Origin of the sequence: Aurantiacibacter suaedae (genome assembly GCF_005434915.1) — a bacterium.
Lineage (GTDB): Bacteria > Pseudomonadota > Alphaproteobacteria > Sphingomonadales > Sphingomonadaceae > Alteraurantiacibacter > Alteraurantiacibacter suaedae.
Genome location: NZ_SKCG01000003.1, coordinates 258914 through 275504, shown reverse-complemented (window position 1 = coordinate 275504; position 16591 = coordinate 258914). Strand labels below are relative to the sequence as shown.

Here is a 16591-nt window from a genome sequence, read left to right as displayed (position 1 = left end):
GCAGCGAAGCGGTAGGGCAGACAATAAGGTACGCCGGCTTAGCTCAGTTGGTAGAGCAGTTGATTTGTAATCTCCAGGTCGCGGGTTCGACTCCTGCAGCCGGCACCATTTTCCAGTCTTTTGGCGGTTACTGGCAAGCACCAACACCTTGCCAAACCGCCAATTTCTCCCGATACGAGTGTCTACCGCCGTGTATTGGCGTGCCCCTGCAAATCCCTTCCTCTGGGGGCATTGTCAGGGCACCAGAATTCCGAGCTGGGGGCATCGAATGCTGACCGTCACCGAATGCAAGAACGCGAAGCCGGGCGAACGTCCGGTCAAGCTGTTCGACGGTGGTGGTCTCCATCTGCTTGTTCTGCCGTCCGGTGTGAAGAGCTGGCGTCTCAAGTACCGCTTCGGCGGGAAGGAGAAGCAGCTCACGTTCGGCCAGTTTCCCGAAGTGCCGCTGGCCGAAGCTCGGGATTGCAGGGATTCTGCGCGCAAGGAACTGCGCGACGGGGTAGATCCAGGTGCCCGCATTCGGCAAATTCGCGCCCGGCGAACCTCACCCAACGCTGGTGCCTACACCTTCAAGCAAGCTGCCCTGCGTTGGCACGAGCTTCAATCGCATGGCTGGAAGCCGCATCATGCAACGCAGGTGCGGCATGCACTCGAAGCCGAGGCCTTCCCCTCTATCGGCGAGCGGGCGCTGGCGGATCTGTTGCCTGCGGACATCCGGCCGATCGTGGAAACTATGCAGAACCGTGGAGCTGTGGACCAGGCTCACCGGATGTTGCAGCGAATTTCGAGGATCTTCCAGCTGGCGATTGTCGACGGCAAGACGTCAACGGATCCGGCAGCTTCGCTATCTGCCATTCTTCGCCCGATCACGAAGCGCAAGTATCCCGCCATCCTGTCGCTGAAGCAGGCTGCCGCTGCCCTGAAGGCATTCGAAGCCGAGCCCCACTGGCCGGCAACAAAGCTCGCCTCACGGCTCCTCGCGTTGACCGCTTCCCGACCCGGCCCGGTGCGGTTTGCTCAGGCGGCCGAATTTCACGATCTGGATGGCGAAGAGCCGATCTGGATCATCCCGGCCGCCAAGCTCAAGCTAGAGCGCGCGGAAAGCGAACAAGCGAACTTTGCCTTCACGATCCCGCTCTCATGCCAAGCAGTGGAGACGGTGAAGGCCGCCCTCGCCCTTTCTGCCGGCAGGAAGTGGCTGTTTCCTTCAGCTCACCGCGCACTGCTGCCACTCAGCGAGAACGGACTGAGCGTGGCCTATCGTCGTTCCCCGCTATTCAGCGGGCACCATGTTCCGCATGGCTGGCGCTCGACTTTCTCAACTGTGATGAACGAACGCGCGGCAGAACTCGATCGACCCGGCGACCGGGCCATTATCGACCTGATGCTCGCCCACAAGCCGCAAGGTGTAGAGTCGCGATACAACCGCGCAGCCTACATGCCGCGAAGGCGACAACTAGCGCAGGAGTGGGCGGACCTTCTAAGCGCGAACCTCGTGCCGGCGATCGAACTCCTCGAAGGACCGCGCCACTAACCAGCGCGCGAGGTGCAGCATGAGCGGGGCGGCAGGCTCCCGCCCGCACGCGCTGTTTCACAAGAAGTTCACCGGCCAACCGGTGCGGCGCGACAGCTTCGACATCAACGATCCGCGTGCGCAGGTTTTCAGGCCCCTCCAGCACGGGATCGCCTTCGTCGACCGTTACCTCGATGTGTTCGATGACTGGCGCAACCTGATCAAGCGCAAGGGTGAGCAGCACGAGCTGAACGCCAATTGCCGCACGGTGCTGGCGACGATCCTGCGCAAGTGCATCAACTTCAAGACGGGCCTGTGCGAGCCCAGCCTTGATGCCCTGATGCGTCTGACCAAGCTATCACGCGCGACGATCGTGCGCTGCCTGAAGCAGCTCAACGCCCACGGCTTTATCGACTGGATCCGGCGTACCGAACGCACCGGCAATGCGCCGGGCGAAGGGCCGCAGGTGCGGCAGGTGTCGAATGCCTACTTCTTCGACATGGCCCGCCTGCCCGAGCGCTGCTTCAAGTGGCTGAAGGAAAAGCTCCGGCGCAAGGGCAAGACCTTCGACCCTCCGCGCTACCCACCCAAGCCCTACGTGAGCCTGCGCGAGCGACGCGCCCTGTCGGCCCGCACAAGGCGTGACAACCTCGCCGCAGCGCTGGCGGCAGCCAAGACACCCGGCGAGCGGGCGGCCGCCCTCTACCCCGGCCAACCTGAGCAACAGCGAGAATACATCGAAATGGCCACCCCTTCGCTTGCCGGAGCGGCGAGTTCAGAAACTGGTCTGAATCCCCCCTCCACCATCAAGATAAATAAGGAGTGGGGAGGTTGAGACCTCCCCACGCGCTTTTTTGATGGTGTCCCGGTCGCCAGGGGGTCACGAAATCAGGAAAGAACCACGAGGAGGAACCCTCGTGCAGCCCGGCATGCGCCGGGCGGGCTTGCCGGGGGGCAAGCGCAAGGTCGATGCCAACCGCCCGACCATATGCCGCATGGAGCGGAAATGGTGGTCCGGGTGCGCGAAAATGCGCGAAGCGCCTTATGGCCAGCGTGGAGCGGAGCGCCGAGGGCAATCGCACCGCGTCAAAAGCGGCAGCTTGCGTGAAATCCGATAGATAAAGCGCGCAGGCGAGGGGGGGAGCTGAGCGCGGCGCGCGGGGTCCAGGCGCGGCGGTTCCTGCGCATGGGGCTGGCGCACGAAGAAGGCCGCCGCGAACGTGCCGCGGCGGCCCTGACTGGCGACGCGAGGTGCGTGCCTTAGTTGGAGATGATCAGTTCGCCCGCTGGCCGGGCGCGGGCTCCACCGCCCACGGTGTAGGTCACCGACTGCTCTTCGATGTCGAAGCCCGCGAACAGGCGGCGGACTTCGGCGTGATCGTTGAGGGACAGGAGGAACCGGCCGCGGATGCCGCGCAGCAGCTCGGCCATCTGCTCGAACTGGCTACGATCGAAGAGATCCGCGCCGTAGTCCTTCTCGCAGCCGAAATACGGAGGATCGAGATAGAACAGGGTGTTGTGTCGATCGTAGCGTTCGATGAATTGCGCCCAGGGCAGCCGCTCGATGACGACGCCAGCCAGGCGTTCATGCACCGCCTCGATCATGGGCGCGAGCTTGCCCACATCGAAGCGCCCGGCGGATGCCGCGTCGACGCCGAAGTGCCGCCCGCTCACCTTCCCTCCGAAGGCAAGCCGCTGGAGATAGATGAACCTAGCCGCCCGCTGCAGATCGGTCAGTGAGGCGGGGTCCATGGCCCGCAGCTTCTCGAACCCGGCGCGGCTCGTGATCTGATAGCGGATCATGTCCATGAACGCGGCGTAGTGGTGCTGCAGCACCCGGAAGAGCGTCGAGACATCCTCCGACCAGTCGTTGATCACTTCGGCTTTCGGCCGCAGGTCGCGGCGGAAGAACACCCCGCCCATCCCCACAAAGACTTCTGCATAGGTGACGTGGTCGATCGCACCGATGCGCTGCGCGAGGCGTTTGGCAAGGTTACGCTTGCCGCCGATATAGGGCGCGATCGGCCTCACCGGGGCGACCGGCTCAAGTTTGCCGGGCAGGATAGATTCAAGGCTGGACTCTGTCATGACGTTCTCTAATTGTTCCGCTTCCAGCTGGAAGGCGGGATGGCACCGATTCGGCGCCGTCGGGGTCATGACGGGTGCTGTCCGTCGGCATGGGGCGCGCCAACGCCCCTGCCCCCGCCTCTTCAGGCGGCGGCGCTCGGGCCGAGTGGCTCGTATGGCGTGAAGCCGATCACCTCCTGGCCAAGCATGGTGTTGATCTCGCGGATGCGCTCCATCAGCGGTTCGATCTCGTTCATGAAGAACACCTCGTTGGCCGTGCGCACATCGCCGAAGCCGCCGTTGTTCTGCGGGATCACGCCCAAGAGCTGCGGCGGCACGCGGTGCGCGGCGAGAATGTCATCGCGCGTGACATTCTTGATGTTGAGGAACTCGTCCTTCGCAGCCACTTCGCTGATCGGGATGATCTGCACCCCGTCCTTCTTGCCGCCCGGCGCATGGAGGAACAGGTTGCGGAAATTGCCCTTGCCCTGGGCATCGCGCAGCGCCTTGCGGATCTGGTCGACGTCGGTGTCGGTCATCGAGGTTTCGGAAAGGTAGAACACGAATCCCGCATGGGCGCCGTTCAGGTAGTAGCGGCGGCGGAACAGCGTGGCGTTCTCGTTCAGCAGCAACGACTGCAAGGCCGAGAGATACTCAGGCTTGCCGTAGAGCTCCTGGGCGACATCGTGCTCGGCCAGATGCAGGATCCGGCCCGGCTCGAACCGGTGGGCCTCGTAATATCTCTCGACGAACCAGTAGACATCGTCGCGCCCGCGGCGGGTGTTGAGTGCCAGCGAATTTCTGAGCCGCGCGGTGCCGCCCACCGCATTGGGGATCTGCTCGAGATAGCCGTTGCCCATCACCAGAAAGTCGAGCGCGAACCGCGAGAATTCATCTCGGCTGAGCAGGCGGTGCGGCACGAAGTGCTTCACCAGCATGTTGCGCTTCACGCGAATGGCGCTGCCGTGGTGCGCGCTCGCCTGCAGCAGCTGCGACAGCTGGCGCGGATTGACCGGCGGCTCGTACCAGCGCCCGTTCCACCAGCACTCGACGTATCCAAGCAGCTCGCGCCGATCCATTACCGAGGTGGCATCGTCCAGCGCGAAGGCGGTCACCCCCGGCTTCGAAGCCTCGATCAAGTCTGTCATCGGTTAACCTCCACGCTGGATTTGCGGACGCCGCTGCCATCGGTGGCGTCCATCGGTTCGCAAAACAGCGCGTGCAGCAGCGCCCAGGCGAGATCGCCGTGGCCGGTTTCGGCGCTGCGACGCGCGACATAGGTGAGCTGGCGCTGGCTCTTGGTGAGCTGCGGGTGGATCGACATCAGCGCCGAGGCGAGATCGGTCCAGCCCGCGTCGAATTCGATCCGGCGGCGCGCGAAGACGTTCTTGGCCTTCAGCACCATCTGGGTCTTCACCATTGGCGAATAGTCGATGCGCCGCGCCATCGGGAAAAACTTGGCGACCAGCTGGAACACCGACGAACCCATGCCGGTGCCGTCGATCGCGATCTCGGTCACCCGGTACTTGCGGGTGAGCTTGCGGATCTCGGCCGCCTGCTGTTCGTAGTCCTTGCCCTTGAACTGGAGTTTTTCGAGCACGCGGAACTTGCCCGCAGCGCCCTTGGCACCGGGCATTGGCGGCGCGACCACCACGCAGCTCGCGTTATCGCCGTCTTCGCTTTCGGCCGGATCGTAGCCGATCCACACCTCGAAATCGCCGAAGGGCCGCAGCGCATAGGGGTGGAAGTCCTGCCACACCTCCCACGCATCGATCATGCAGGGCTTAACCAGCGAGAGCGGGAAGCTCGACTGGCTGTCGTCAATGAAGTCGCACAGGAACAGGTTCTCGAACCGCTCGACCGAATATTCGCGCTGCAGCTCCTCGATATCGAACAGGTCGCAGCCGCCCGCCTCGGCATCGTAAATGGTGACGATCTGGCGCCAGATGCCATCATCGCCGAGCGCGCCAGCTTTCAGCGCGCCATGCGAGATATCGATCTTCGCGCGCTGGTCCTTGGCCCGGCCCTTGTTGAATTCCTCGCCGCTCCACTTGCCATAGGCGTCGTGGGCGAGCGTGCTGGGCGTTGAGAAATAAGTGCGGCGATAGCGTTTCTGGCTGGCCATGCCCGCGGCGACGCCGGCGAGCTGCTCGAAGCCGAGGATCCAGAACGCCTCGTCGATGTAGACGTCGCCGTGATAGCCCTGGGCGGTGCGGAAGTTCGTGCCCAGAAAGTACATCGTGAACGGCTCGAGCCGGTTGCCCTCTGCATCTTCGCCGCGCTGGATCGTAAGGTGCTCGCCTTTCAGCTGCTTGCCGGTGACAGTGAAGACGAAATCGATGATATAGGCGCGGAAGATGTTCGCCTGATTGCGGCTTGCCGAGAGGAAGATCTGGTTGTTGCCGGTCTTCAGGCCGTGGATCAGCGCCTCGCGGGCGAAGTAGAAGGTCGCCCCGATCTGGCGGCTCTTGAGGATGAAGCGCGTGCGCCGCGAGACGTTGTCCCACCAGCCTTCCTGATAGGCGAACAGCCCACCCAGGAAGGCCGCCTCCAGCTGCGCGAGATCCTCGGGCGTGAGCAGGTTCGTGGCCGCAGGCTTCTTCGGTTTGGCATTGCGTTTGGCCACGTTCGGATTGAGGTCGCCCTCGTGGCCGCCGGGTGCCTCGTAGCGGCGCACCCGCGCCATGCGTTCGATCTGGCGGCCGAGCAGGTCGATTTCCTTGAAGTCAGCCCCGCTCTTCTGGTCTCTGAAGATCAGCTGGTTGAGCCGCATTTCGAGGCTGTCCTCGACGCGGCGGATGACCGGGTCATCGTCCCAGGCTTCGCGGTCCTTCCAGCTTTGCACCGTGCTGGGCTTGAGGTTCAGCTCGCGCGCAATCTCGCTAACGCCCCACCCGCGCCAGTAATAGCCGCGCGCCACCCGGCGCGCGTCATAGGGGATCGGAAAGGGCGCAGATTGGTCGGCCATGCGCGCGCATGGTGCGGGCGAGCGAGGCGCGGTTCATCGCGCGCCATTTGTGGTGTGCGCCACAACAAGCGCGCCACGTTGCCCGAACGGGCCGCTTGGGCCGGAATGGCCGGGTCATTCTAAGTCCCGAACACCGACCCAGGAGCTGCCAGCATGGCCAAGTCCAAGTTCTTCCGCGTTGCCGTCGAGGGCGCCACTGTCGATGGCCGCCAGATCGAGCGCGCGCATATCGAGCAGATGGCGGCGACCTACGATCCGGCCACCTACACCGCGCGCATCAACTGCGAGCACCTGCGCGGCTATTCTCCCGTCCCGCCGTTCAATGCCTATGGCAGCGTCGCCGAGGTGCGCACCGAGGAGATCACCCTCAAACTTGGCGGGAAGGATGAAAAACGCCTCGCGCTGTTCGCCAGCTTCGAGGTCAACGATCAGGCCAAGGAACTGACCAAGGCCGATCAGAAGGTGTTCTCCAGCGTCGAGATCAACCCGAACTTCGCCGGCACCGGCAAGGCATATCTCGTCGGCCTCGCGCTCACCGATAGCCCGGCGAGCCTTGGCACCGAACTGCTGAAGTTCAGCACCCGCGAGGAAGCGCGCAAGGATAACCTGATCGCGCTGGCCGATGCCTTCGCGATCGAGTTCGAGGATCGCGCAGGTGGCGGCGCCGACCAGAGCGAGGTTACCGGCGCTTTCGCCGCAATGCGCAATTTCTTCTCGCAGCTCGCCGCGCCGAAGGAACCGGAAGCAGCCCCGGCCGCCCCGCCCGCTGCCGATGCCGAGAGCGATCAGATTGCGGCCTTTGCCAGCGGCATGGCGGAGCATTTCGCCAAGCTTGAAACGGCGCTGAACGCGAACAACGCGGCCTTTGCGGTCAAGGTCGGAAAGCTGGGCGAGGATATGGCCGCGCTACAGGCCGCGATCGAGCAGCAACCGAGCAAGAGCTACACCCAGCGCCCGGCCGGAACCGGCGGCGCAGACCGCGTCCGCGCGGATTGCTGACCTTACCCTTTCCGCTCGCTTCCCCAATCGCTCGCCCATCAACCGGAGCCTCTCATGCGTAACCAAACCCGCCTCCTCTTCAACGAATTCTGCGAGCGGATCGCGGAGATCAATCAGGTCGAATCGGCCAGCAACAAGTTCAGCGTCGAGCCTTCGGTTCAGCAGAAGCTGGTCGACCGCAAACAGGAGTCGAGCGCGTTCCTGCAGCGCATCAACGTGGTGACCGTCCCCGAGATGAAGGGCGCGCTGCTCGGCCTCTCCGTCGGCTCGCCGCTGATCTCGAACACCGACACCAGCGGCGCAGGCACCCGCCAGACGACCTCGCCCAGCACCATGGACGAGTACGGCTACGAGTGCTTCCAGAACAACTCGGACACGCACATTCGCTATGCGCTGCTCGACATGTGGGCGAAGTTCCCCGACTTCGAGCAGCGGATCCAGAACCAGATCGTCAAGCGCCAGGCGCTCGACAATATCCTGGTCGGCTTCAACGGCACCAGCCACGCCGCCACCAGCGACCCGGTGGCCAATCCGCTGCGGCAGGATGTGAACATCGGGTGGCTGCAGAAGCTGCGCACCGACAAGCCCGCGCAGGTGCTCGACGAAGTCGTCGGCGCATCGGGCAAGGTCACCTATGGCCCCTCGGGCGACTATGCCTCGCTCGACGCGCTGGTTTACGATGCCACGGCCAATCTGCTGCCCTCCTGGGCCTCGGAAGATACCGAGCTCGTCGCCATCGTCTCGCGCGATCTGCTGCACGACAAATACTTCCCGCTGGTGAACCAGGAGCTGGCACCGACCGAGCAGCTGGCCCGCGACGTGATCACCAGCACCAAGCGTCTGGGCGGACTTCCGGCAGATCGCGTGCCCTATTTCCCGGCCGGGTCGATCTTCATCACCCGCTACGACAACCTCTCGATCTACGAGCAGGACGGCAAGCGCCGCCGCCACATCAAGGACGTGCCCGAACGCGACCGCATCGAGGACTACCAATCCTCGAACGATGCCTACGTGATCGAGGATTACGACTTCGCCTGCCTGATCGAGAACATCGAGTTCGCAACATAACCCCAAGGGCGGGACTTGTCGGCTTGCCGGCCTGATCCCGCCCACCCCGGCTTTCAGAGGAATCCGCCCATGTCGCACGCTCTCCGGATCAAGCAGGCAAAACTCGCCAGGATCGCTGCCGCGCAGGCCGAAGCCGAGACGCAGAAGATCGACCGGGCCAAGTCGGCAACCAAGGTGGCACGCCCCGCCCCTCAGCTCGACATCACCGCCGCCACGCTTGCGGCAGCCACCACCGAACCGCGCCGCCGCACGCCCGCCCAGATCGTGCGCCGGGCGAAGCTGGCGCGGCAGGCAATCGACAGCAGCTCCGCCGCCGAAGTAGCCCCGGAACGCGACAGCGACGGCGCCGAAGCGACCGAATATCAGCTGCTGCTTGCCGCGCTGGGCGAGGACCTCGCCAGCCTGCGCCAGATCCAGTCGACCGAGGGCAAGATCGCGGCCAAGCGCAAGATGGTCGATGCCTATCGCCCGCACGTTCTCGCCTCGATCGAAGCCGCCGCCGTGGCGGGCAAGGCGGTGCAGGACGAGATCATCAGCACCATGATGCTTTGGCACATCGACATCGGCGAATTCGATCAGGCGCTCGACATGGCCGAGCATGTGCTGCGCTTCGGCCTGCGCCTGCCCGAGCGCTTCGAGCGCACCACCGGCTGCGTGGTGGCAGAGGAGATCGCCCATGCCGCGCTGGCCCAAATCGGGCAGGATGGCGACTTCGATCTGGCCGTGCTCCAGCGCACCCAGCAGCTGACGGCGGCAGAGGACATGCCCGATCAGGTGCGCGCGAAGTTGCACAAGGCCATCGGCCTGCAGCTGGTGCGCGAAGCCGACCGCGAAAGCGCTGCCGGCGATAATGCCGCCGCCGGCGCCGAAGGCCATGCCCGCACCGCCGCTCTGGCCGAGCTGCGCCGCGCCATTGCGCTGGCGCCGAAGGTCGGCGTGAAGAAGGAAATCGAACGGCTGACCAGCTGGCTCGACAAGCAGGCCGCCCCGCCTGCCGAGGGCGGTCAGAAACAAGCCGACAATTGACGAGCTCGCCCACCGGCGCCGGGGGGCGGTGACGGAACGCGGCAGGCCCGGCCTCACCGCGCTCCCGATCCCCACCCCCCACTTTCTTCAGGAGGATCAGATGCGAGTGAAGGTCGGAAACACCTGGTACGAAGCCGAGCCGGGCCAACCCCTCGCGATTGAGCTGACGGAAGCAGACAAGGCGAACATCGCCGACATGCTGCCCGGTTGCACACGCTACGCGGTCATGCATGACCGCGATGCCACCGACCATACTCCCCAGCAAAAAATGGACTGGTTGGCAGACTGATGGCAGGCTTCATCTCCTCCCCCGCGCCGGATGTGACCGCACCGGGCACGATCCTGCAGCTCGGCCCGTTCTGGCCGGACATCGACATCAACCACTTTCGCGATGTGCAGAGGATCGGCGGCACGCTGATCCCCGACAACCGGCTGATCGATGCGCTGTCCGGTGCCGTGCTCACCGTCGACGGCGATCTGGCGGCATGGCGTGCTGGGCAGGAGGATCTCGGGCGGACACGCCTTACAGACGTGCCCGCTGCCATGATCGGCGACGAGACGCGCCTCGTAAAGCTTTGGCGGCGCGCGGTCTATGCCCATGCCACGGCTGACCTGCGCGAAACCCATGGCGATCTGACCGCGACCGGCTCCGGTCAATCGCGCGGCGAGCTGCTCGACATGAGCGCCGAGGATCACCGGCGCAATGCCGTCCACGCTATCCGCGATATCAAGGGCGTCGGCCGCACGGCGGTCGAGCTGATCTGATGGCGGCCCGGCATCAGGCCCGCGCGCTGCAAGGCGAGACCATCGACGCGCTGTGCTGGCGGCTGCTTGGCCGCACCAGCGGCGTGGTCGAGCAGGTGCTGGAGCTGAACCGGGGCCTGGCCGACGGCGCAACCACGCTCGCCGAAGGGCAGCTCGTCACCATTCCGGCGATCCCCGAGAGCTTCACGCCCGAGCGGTCCATCATCCAACTGTGGGACTAAGCATGCGAAAACCCGACAGCCTCCGCGCGCACCTCACCGCCGCCCTGCCCGAGCTGCAGCGTGAACCCGATGCGCTGACGATCTATGTGACCGGCGGCACGCTCGCGGCGCGCATCGGCACCAGCCTCGGCTTCGAATATCGCTACAAGGCGGAGATCGTGCTGCTCAACTATCGCGGCGATCCGGGGCAGATCTTCCTGCCGCTGCTGGTGTGGATCGGTGAGAACCAGATCGAGCTGCTGCTCAACCATCAGGCCGGTGTCAGCGATATCGGCTTCGAGGTCGATCCGATCGACAATCAGGCAGTCGACGTGCAGATCACGCTGCCGCTGAGCGAGGCCGTCGATGTCCAGCCAGGCGGCGACGGTGGCTATGCCGTCGCTCCCCGCCCCGAGCCCGCCATTCCCGGAACAGAACCGCTGAGCGAGCAGCTCGCCCTACTACGCGAGATCTATGCTCCCGGCGGCAGCGCGAAAGAACTGCTGGTGCCGCAGCAGGAGACCTGACCGATGGCCGAGATCGACGGCGATCTGGCCGAGCTGGAAGCCTTTGTCGGCGGGATGCTCAAGTCGCTTGAGCCAAAGGCAAGGCGGCGGCTGTTCCGCAAGGTGGCGACCGAGATGCGCCGCGCGAACCAGCAGCGCATCCGCGCACAGAAGAACCCCGATGGCTCCGACTTTGCAAGGCGCAAGGCCCCGCCCGAGCCGGTGCCGGGCAACTATGCGGTCAAGTTCCTCTATCCCTCGGGCGGATCGGGCACGCCGCGCCTGGTGTTCATGAAGAGCTGGGAAAAGCAGGGGCCGGTGTTCACCGGCTTCGACCGCGAGGCGGGCGGCCTGCGCAGCTTCGAATATGCCAAGGTGATCAAGTGGCTGCGGGTCGATCCCGAGGAAGACAACGCAGGCGGCGGCAAGATCCGAAAGCGGAGCAAGATCCGCGACCGCCGCATGTTCCGCAAGATCGGCCGCTCTGGCGTGCTGCACACCGGGCAGAACGACAACGAGGCGTGGATCGGCTTTGCCGGAAGCGTCGCGGCGGTCGCCACGGTTCACCAGTTTGGCCTGCGCGACCGCCCCGCGCGGCAATCGCGTGAGGTGCGCTATGCGCGGCGCGAGCTGCTGGGGATGACCGCGCGCGAACGCGAGCAGCTACTCGATGCCGTGATCGAGCATCTGGAAAGCAAGTCACTGACTTAGATTTGCGGGACTTCGCTAGCGGACAGACCGATCCTCTATACCGCTCAGTTCGCTAAAAGCTGCCAGTCAGTTTCCGACTCTATTATTGGACATACATCATTAAAACCTAGCTCACCGATAGCCGTCGATCGGTTCGGGGGCTGGTTCGCCAGTGATGGGTGATGAAACAATTGGATTTCAGATCCGGTGGCGGCAACAATTGCTATTGTCGTGCTATCAAACCGATGACCGCGGGCGGGTATCTCGGCCCGGTGGTGCTGCGAACATTCGCCGATATTCACGCGTGAATTGCGATACACTCTGGTATCCCACGGAAAAGGCGGCCGAACCGACGGTGACTGACTGCGTCACGAGCAAGCGCCGCGCCTCGTAGAGCCGAAGGGTCTTCTGGTATTGGAGCGGCGTAATGCCCGTGGCGGTTCTGAAATGCCGGTGAAAGGCAGACGCGCTCATGCCGACCGCCCTGGCGATCTCTTCAACGCTGAACGGATCTTTGTAACTCTGGCCAATCCTTTCGATTGCTTCTCGCACGCCAGCGATGGCGTGGGTTCCGGTTACGAGCCGTCTCAACGCCGCACCCTGCGGACCTTTTAGGAGCCGATATACAAGTTCGCGCTCCAGAAGCGGCGCCATGACCGACGCGTCTTCCGGTTGATCGAGCAAGAATAAAGCCCGGCCGTATACATCGAGCAGTTGCGATCCTGCCCGATCGACAGCGAAGCCCCGCTCGGGCAGGGGCTCGGCAGGATCCGGCATGTTAAGAAACATATCCCCGACGAGCCCCGCATCGATAGCGAAACTGATTGCGAGATAGGGTCTTTCGGGACTGGCCCTCGTGATCCGCGCCGACACCGGCAGGTCCAGCGATGTGGTGAAGGTATCTCCGGCGCGATACGTCAGAACCTGTGTGCCGATCGTAAGCTGTTTCTCACCTTGAACAATGAGGCTGACGACGGGTCGGTAGATTTCCGGCGGAAGATCGGTTTCCCGGCTGACCTTGAGAAGGCCGAAATTCGCAATCGGCGTGGTGACGAGACCTTCGCAGGCATGTCTGGTGGCGGCGCATCCCAGCTTTGCAACCATTGGGTCCATTGGCGCCTATCCTCGCGATCGAATCATCTGAGAGACCGATGGGATAGGGATTGAGCAGGAATAGGCAAGAATGCGCCAGGATTGGGCATGGCGGTCGGGCGTCTGCTACCTATTTTCGCCATTCACGCGCAGGAGCAGACATGAAACGCAGCGGCAACACGATCTTCATCACCGGCGGTAGTTCCGGCATCGGACGGGCACTCGCCCACCGCTGGCATGACCAGGGCAACGAGGTCATCGTCTCCGGGCGACGACGCGATGCACTGGAAGAGGCTGTCGCAGGTCGGGACGGAATGACGTTCTACGAGCTGGACGTCGATGATCCCGTTGCGGTCAAAACCGTGACCAAAGGGGTGATAGCCGACCATCCCGGTCTCAACGTCCTACTCAACTGCGCCGGAATTTCCGGAGCCGAAGATCCGACGACTGCTCGCGATCTTTCTCGTGCGGAAAAAATCGTGGAGACCAATCTGCTCGGTCCTATCCGGGTTATCGATGCGCTGGTTGACCATTTGAAGGACCAGCCTGATTCAGCAATCCTCGTGGTGTCTTCGGGCACCGGGTTCGTCCCCTATCCCGCAGCGGCAACCTACTCAGCGAGCAAGGCGGCGGTCCACTCCTACGTGGTGGCGCTTCGCGCTCTGCTGGAAGGGGATGCACAGGTTATAGAGATCATCCCCCCGCAAGTCGCGACCGACCTGTTGGAAGGCTTGAAAGAGTCCCCCCATAGCGTGCCGCTCAATAAGTTCGCGGATGATGTAATGGCGCACCTGAACGAACAACCGGAAGCCGACGAGATCGTTGTGGAAGAGGTCGAGCCGTTCCGCTTCGCCGAACGCGATAACAAGGTGCGCGAGATCGTAGCACGCATGATCGACGGGGATTGAGGAACCGCCGACCATTGGACGTTCGCTTTCACAAGCGCGGCCACTGGTCTTCCCCACCATTGTCGGAAGGCAGCGCTTGGCAGAGCGATGCGAACACATCGCCAGCAGTGTGCCATTGTGCCGCGTGGGACTTATCAAGCTTGACCCCAAAGGAGCGTTCAATGTCGTCGATGGCCACAATCTCGTCACCGTCCCCGCCAAGTCCGACGCTGGTAGGCGAAGTGCTCATGAGCACACCAGAAGGCGATCCGCCGGGGCCGCAATGGCAGAAAACCACCCGCAAACTGTTGCAGGGACGCTCGTCATTGGCTGCGTCCAATCCATAGGTAAGCAAGCGGAGAGACAATTAGCGCGATGAAAACCGACGAAAAGATCGGATTGTCGAAGGACAGAAGAGCTATAAAAAAATAAGGTCCAGCGAACAAGTAGCCGCTGCCTACGACCAATGCCGATACGAGAAGCAGGAGCAAGAAGCCAACGCGCTTCTCTCTCACATCACGCACTGCCAAATAGGATGTTCATCAATCATCGTGGCCTAGTTCTAGGATCGTATCGCAACGACGCAAGCTGTCCCTCGTGTTCATAAGTCCGCAATCCACACCAATATTGGCCATCTAATTGGTCATCGCGAACTCGCCAGCTTCTGCCCGCTGGCAGCGCCATAGGCCGCGAACCAGTCGCGCAGGTTCGCCAGCCTACCGTTGGCTTCGTCAAGCGCATCGGCCAGCCCCGCCATCAGCTGCGCTGCTTGCCGGTCGGACAAGCAAGGGATCGCACTGCCGACCGCATCGCCTGCCGGGCATGTCGCTTCGCCCGGCGGCAATTCGGGCCAGGCGACCGGCTCGCTCCATTCAATTGGCGGTGCCGCCGGATCTTTCGGCACGGTCGCGCAGGCTGTCGGCAGCAGCGCGCACAGCAGGGCCAGCGGGCTGACGCACAGCTTGCGGATCGATCGCTTCGGCATGGTCGATGGCCTCCCTCATCTTATGGCTGTCAGCCGCCCGGACCTGGGCGCGCTGGGCATCGTTCGCGATTGCGGTGCGGTCGGCCTCACTCGCGGCGCGAGCCTGCCGGGCGCTGCGCGCTTTCTCGTGACCATCGATCACACCGCGATCGTGGCAGCGCACCAGCAGCGCACTGCCGCCGACGAGCACAGCGACTGCGGCGGCGAGCACCAACCAGCGCGGCACGCCGAGCAGATCGGCAAGCCCGCGCATCAGGTTCGCCGCCCGCGCGGGCTCACGCGACCAACCCCGGCAGGTACACGGTCTTGAGCCGACCGAAGACGCGCTTCTTTACAGCGGTCAATGCCTCCTTGCGGCACGGCTCGCGGTAGCTGGCATGGATCCAGCCCGAATTCGGATCGCCCGGCACATGGAATTCGAGGATAAGCTGATCGAAGGCCAGATTGCGCTGCATCCACCGCGCAACTTCGAGATTGGAAATGCCGTGGATCTCGAAGTCCGCCGCCTCGCCCTTGCAATGCTGGCTGTCCTTCGATCCTTTGATCGCGCTGTTGAGCGCCGGGGCGCGCCAACCCGAACTCAAGACAATCGGCTGCCCGAAATGGGCGCGGGTCGGCTCCAGCACATGCTGGCACAGCAGCGCCATGTTGCGCACCGCCCAGGCGGGCGCGGAATTGTCGATCCCGCGCCGCGCGGCCTCCTGGCTGCGGGTGAATTCCGAAAGGTGGAAGTGTTCGCTCAGGCGCGTCACGCAGGCTCTCCCTGATCAGGCTGCTCTCGCGCCACGCCGAAGGCATCGAGCAGGTTGTTGAAGGCCAGCACATTGCCCGGATCATCGAGCAGGCCGGGCGGAGCGGCTGCTTCAAGCGCGGCGAAAAGCGGTGCGCGCGGATTAGACATCGCCATCACCCTTGCTGCGGCCACCGCGCGCGGCGGCATCCTGGAGCAGGTGCCGATAGGCCCAGGCGAAGGCCGTCTCGATCGAGCCGACACCGCCGAATGCGCACAGCGTCGCGGCAGCGAGGCCCTGCACGTAGTTGAGCCCAAGCGACCAGATGATAACACCCGCCAGCACGCAATTGGCCAGCCCCACCAGCACCGAGGCCAGCATCTGCTTGCGGAATTCCTCGTGCGCCGTGCCCGCTTTCACCAGCAGCCCGGCCTGCGCCATCGTCCCGATCACCAGCCCGGCCGGGATCACGATCAGCCACAGCAGGTCGACCTCGCTGGAGATGGCCGCCATCATGATCGGCGGCGCGACCTTGATCGCGGTTTCGGTTCCACTGACCATTATTGCCCCCCGGTGGCGAAAGAGGCCGCGATGGCGGCCAGGATGCAGCACGACAGCGCCAGCACCGCGCAGCCCAGCAGCAGAGGCTCGCGCACGGCGCGGCTGACGACATAGGCCCAGCCTGCCACACTCACGCAGGCCCACGCCGTCCACAGAGCGGCAAGGACAATGGGCGAGTTCACCTCGACTGGCGTGAAATGGCCGATCAGCGGGACTGCAATCCCGACGATGGCCAGAAGCGCGCAGAGCGTTACCTCGGCGCAGGCATCGGCGCACAGTCGCTGGGCCGACTGCCAGCGGCTATCGCGGCAGAACGTCACCGCCCGGCGACGGATATCGTCGAGGCCGATCACACCGGCCATGAAGCCCCACCACCGGATAGCGTCGGCATAGATTTCGATCGCCTTCACGTCGCTTCCTCGCATTGCAGATGCGCCACCATTGCGCGCGAGGCTGGCTGAGCCAGTGCGTGGACTTGTAGTGTGCGCCACAACAAATGCGGCCCCTCGCCTGCGCGGCGTGCGGCGGGCTTG

At 64.0% G+C, this 16591-nt stretch carries 22 protein-coding genes and 1 tRNA gene; 12 read left to right on the top strand and 11 right to left on the bottom strand.

Annotated elements, in window-relative coordinates:
- The first annotated feature begins 32 nt into the window (after nucleotides 1-32).
- The 3 genes from E0473_RS12335 to E0473_RS12325 all read left to right on the top strand — a co-directional run bounded on the left by E0473_RS12335 (nucleotide 33) and on the right by E0473_RS12325 (nucleotide 2348).
- A tRNA-Thr gene (locus E0473_RS12335) sits at nucleotides 33-108 on the top strand.
- 160 nt (nucleotides 109-268) lie between these two features.
- Nucleotides 269-1534, top strand: a complete 1266-nt coding sequence (locus E0473_RS12330) for a tyrosine-type recombinase/integrase (protein ID WP_137681191.1) — start codon at nucleotides 269-271, stop codon at nucleotides 1532-1534.
- 19 nt (nucleotides 1535-1553) lie between these two features.
- Nucleotides 1554-2348 carry a helix-turn-helix domain-containing protein gene (locus E0473_RS12325; protein WP_137681190.1) on the top strand — a complete coding sequence of 265 codons (795 nt, stop codon included), beginning with the start codon at nucleotides 1554-1556 and terminating at the stop codon, nucleotides 2346-2348.
- Nucleotides 2349-2773: 425 nt separating this feature from the next.
- Here the strand turns inward: E0473_RS12325 and E0473_RS12320 are convergent, their stop codons facing one another.
- The 3 genes from E0473_RS12320 to E0473_RS12310 form a co-directional block, all read right to left on the bottom strand.
- The gene (locus E0473_RS12320) at nucleotides 2774-3601 is read right to left on the bottom strand and encodes a DNA adenine methylase (RefSeq protein WP_137681515.1); all 828 of its coding nucleotides are present in this window, start codon (nucleotides 3599-3601) and stop codon (nucleotides 2774-2776) included.
- Nucleotides 3602-3723: 122 nt separating this feature from the next.
- Nucleotides 3724-4728: a phage portal protein gene (locus E0473_RS12315; protein WP_137681189.1), complete on the bottom strand. Its 1005-nt coding sequence runs from the start codon at nucleotides 4726-4728 to the stop codon at nucleotides 3724-3726.
- Nucleotides 4725-6548, bottom strand: coding sequence for a terminase large subunit domain-containing protein (locus E0473_RS12310; RefSeq protein ID WP_137681188.1), 1824 nt, complete (start codon nucleotides 6546-6548; stop codon nucleotides 4725-4727). Before E0473_RS12310 ends, E0473_RS12315 begins: the two co-directional genes overlap by 4 nt.
- A 153-nt stretch (nucleotides 6549-6701) precedes the next feature.
- Here E0473_RS12310 and E0473_RS12305 point away from each other — a divergent pair, with 153 nt between their 5' ends.
- The 8 genes from E0473_RS12305 (at nucleotide 6702) to E0473_RS12270 (ending at nucleotide 11823) form a co-directional block, all read left to right on the top strand.
- On the top strand, nucleotides 6702-7547 hold the full coding sequence (locus tag E0473_RS12305) for a GPO family capsid scaffolding protein (RefSeq protein ID WP_137681187.1): 846 nt from the start codon (nucleotides 6702-6704) through the stop codon (nucleotides 7545-7547).
- 54 nt (nucleotides 7548-7601) lie between these two features.
- A complete protein-coding gene (locus E0473_RS12300) occupies nucleotides 7602-8615 on the top strand; it encodes a phage major capsid protein, P2 family (protein ID WP_137681186.1) in 1014 nt (337 codons plus the stop codon).
- A 69-nt stretch (nucleotides 8616-8684) separates the two neighbouring features.
- Complete coding sequence (gpM, locus tag E0473_RS12295) at nucleotides 8685-9641, top strand: phage terminase small subunit (protein WP_137681185.1); 957 nt, start codon at nucleotides 8685-8687, stop codon at nucleotides 9639-9641.
- A 100-nt stretch (nucleotides 9642-9741) separates the two neighbouring features.
- Entirely contained in the window at nucleotides 9742-9930 is a 189-nt protein-coding gene (locus E0473_RS12290) for a hypothetical protein (RefSeq protein ID WP_137681184.1), read from the top strand.
- Complete coding sequence (locus E0473_RS12285; RefSeq protein ID WP_137681183.1) at nucleotides 9930-10406, top strand: head completion/stabilization protein; 477 nt, start codon at nucleotides 9930-9932, stop codon at nucleotides 10404-10406. The genes E0473_RS12290 and E0473_RS12285 overlap by 1 nt, the downstream gene beginning before the upstream one ends.
- On the top strand, nucleotides 10406-10627 hold the full coding sequence (locus E0473_RS15740; protein ID WP_137681182.1) for a tail protein X: 222 nt from the start codon (nucleotides 10406-10408) through the stop codon (nucleotides 10625-10627). The genes E0473_RS12285 and E0473_RS15740 overlap by 1 nt, the downstream gene beginning before the upstream one ends.
- A gap of 2 nt (nucleotides 10628-10629) precedes the next feature.
- Nucleotides 10630-11133, top strand: a complete 504-nt coding sequence (locus E0473_RS12275; RefSeq protein WP_137681181.1) for a phage tail protein — start codon at nucleotides 10630-10632, stop codon at nucleotides 11131-11133.
- A gap of 3 nt (nucleotides 11134-11136) precedes the next feature.
- Complete coding sequence (locus E0473_RS12270) at nucleotides 11137-11823, top strand: phage virion morphogenesis protein (protein ID WP_241657493.1); 687 nt, start codon at nucleotides 11137-11139, stop codon at nucleotides 11821-11823.
- Between the two features lie 216 nt (nucleotides 11824-12039).
- On the opposite strand, the gene E0473_RS12265 is transcribed toward E0473_RS12270, so the two are convergent.
- The gene (locus tag E0473_RS12265) at nucleotides 12040-12915 is read right to left on the bottom strand and encodes an AraC family transcriptional regulator (protein WP_137681180.1); all 876 of its coding nucleotides are present in this window, start codon (nucleotides 12913-12915) and stop codon (nucleotides 12040-12042) included.
- Nucleotides 12916-13055: 140 nt separating this feature from the next.
- Between E0473_RS12265 and E0473_RS12260 the strand changes: the two genes are divergently transcribed.
- Nucleotides 13056-13802: an SDR family oxidoreductase gene (locus E0473_RS12260; RefSeq protein ID WP_137681179.1), complete on the top strand. Its 747-nt coding sequence runs from the start codon at nucleotides 13056-13058 to the stop codon at nucleotides 13800-13802.
- Between the two features lie 28 nt (nucleotides 13803-13830).
- Here the strand turns inward: E0473_RS12260 and E0473_RS12255 are convergent, their stop codons facing one another.
- From E0473_RS12255 to E0473_RS12230, 7 genes are all read right to left on the bottom strand, one after another.
- On the bottom strand, nucleotides 13831-14031 hold the full coding sequence (locus E0473_RS12255; protein ID WP_137681178.1) for a hypothetical protein: 201 nt from the start codon (nucleotides 14029-14031) through the stop codon (nucleotides 13831-13833).
- A 393-nt stretch (nucleotides 14032-14424) separates the two neighbouring features.
- Nucleotides 14425-14685, bottom strand: a complete 261-nt coding sequence (locus E0473_RS12250) for a hypothetical protein (protein WP_137681177.1) — start codon at nucleotides 14683-14685, stop codon at nucleotides 14425-14427.
- The gene (locus E0473_RS12245; protein WP_137681176.1) at nucleotides 14654-15019 is read right to left on the bottom strand and encodes a hypothetical protein; all 366 of its coding nucleotides are present in this window, start codon (nucleotides 15017-15019) and stop codon (nucleotides 14654-14656) included. Before E0473_RS12245 ends, E0473_RS12250 begins: the two co-directional genes overlap by 32 nt.
- A 22-nt stretch (nucleotides 15020-15041) precedes the next feature.
- On the bottom strand, nucleotides 15042-15518 hold the full coding sequence (locus E0473_RS12240; protein WP_137681175.1) for a D-Ala-D-Ala carboxypeptidase family metallohydrolase: 477 nt from the start codon (nucleotides 15516-15518) through the stop codon (nucleotides 15042-15044).
- The gene (locus E0473_RS15415; protein WP_161981588.1) at nucleotides 15515-15667 is read right to left on the bottom strand and encodes a hypothetical protein; all 153 of its coding nucleotides are present in this window, start codon (nucleotides 15665-15667) and stop codon (nucleotides 15515-15517) included. The genes E0473_RS12240 and E0473_RS15415 overlap by 4 nt, the downstream gene beginning before the upstream one ends.
- The gene (locus E0473_RS12235) at nucleotides 15660-16058 is read right to left on the bottom strand and encodes a hypothetical protein (protein ID WP_137681174.1); all 399 of its coding nucleotides are present in this window, start codon (nucleotides 16056-16058) and stop codon (nucleotides 15660-15662) included. Before E0473_RS12235 ends, E0473_RS15415 begins: the two co-directional genes overlap by 8 nt.
- Entirely contained in the window at nucleotides 16058-16468 is a 411-nt protein-coding gene (locus tag E0473_RS12230; protein ID WP_137681173.1) for a hypothetical protein, read from the bottom strand. Before E0473_RS12230 ends, E0473_RS12235 begins: the two co-directional genes overlap by 1 nt.
- Nucleotides 16469-16591 lie beyond the last annotated feature (123 nt).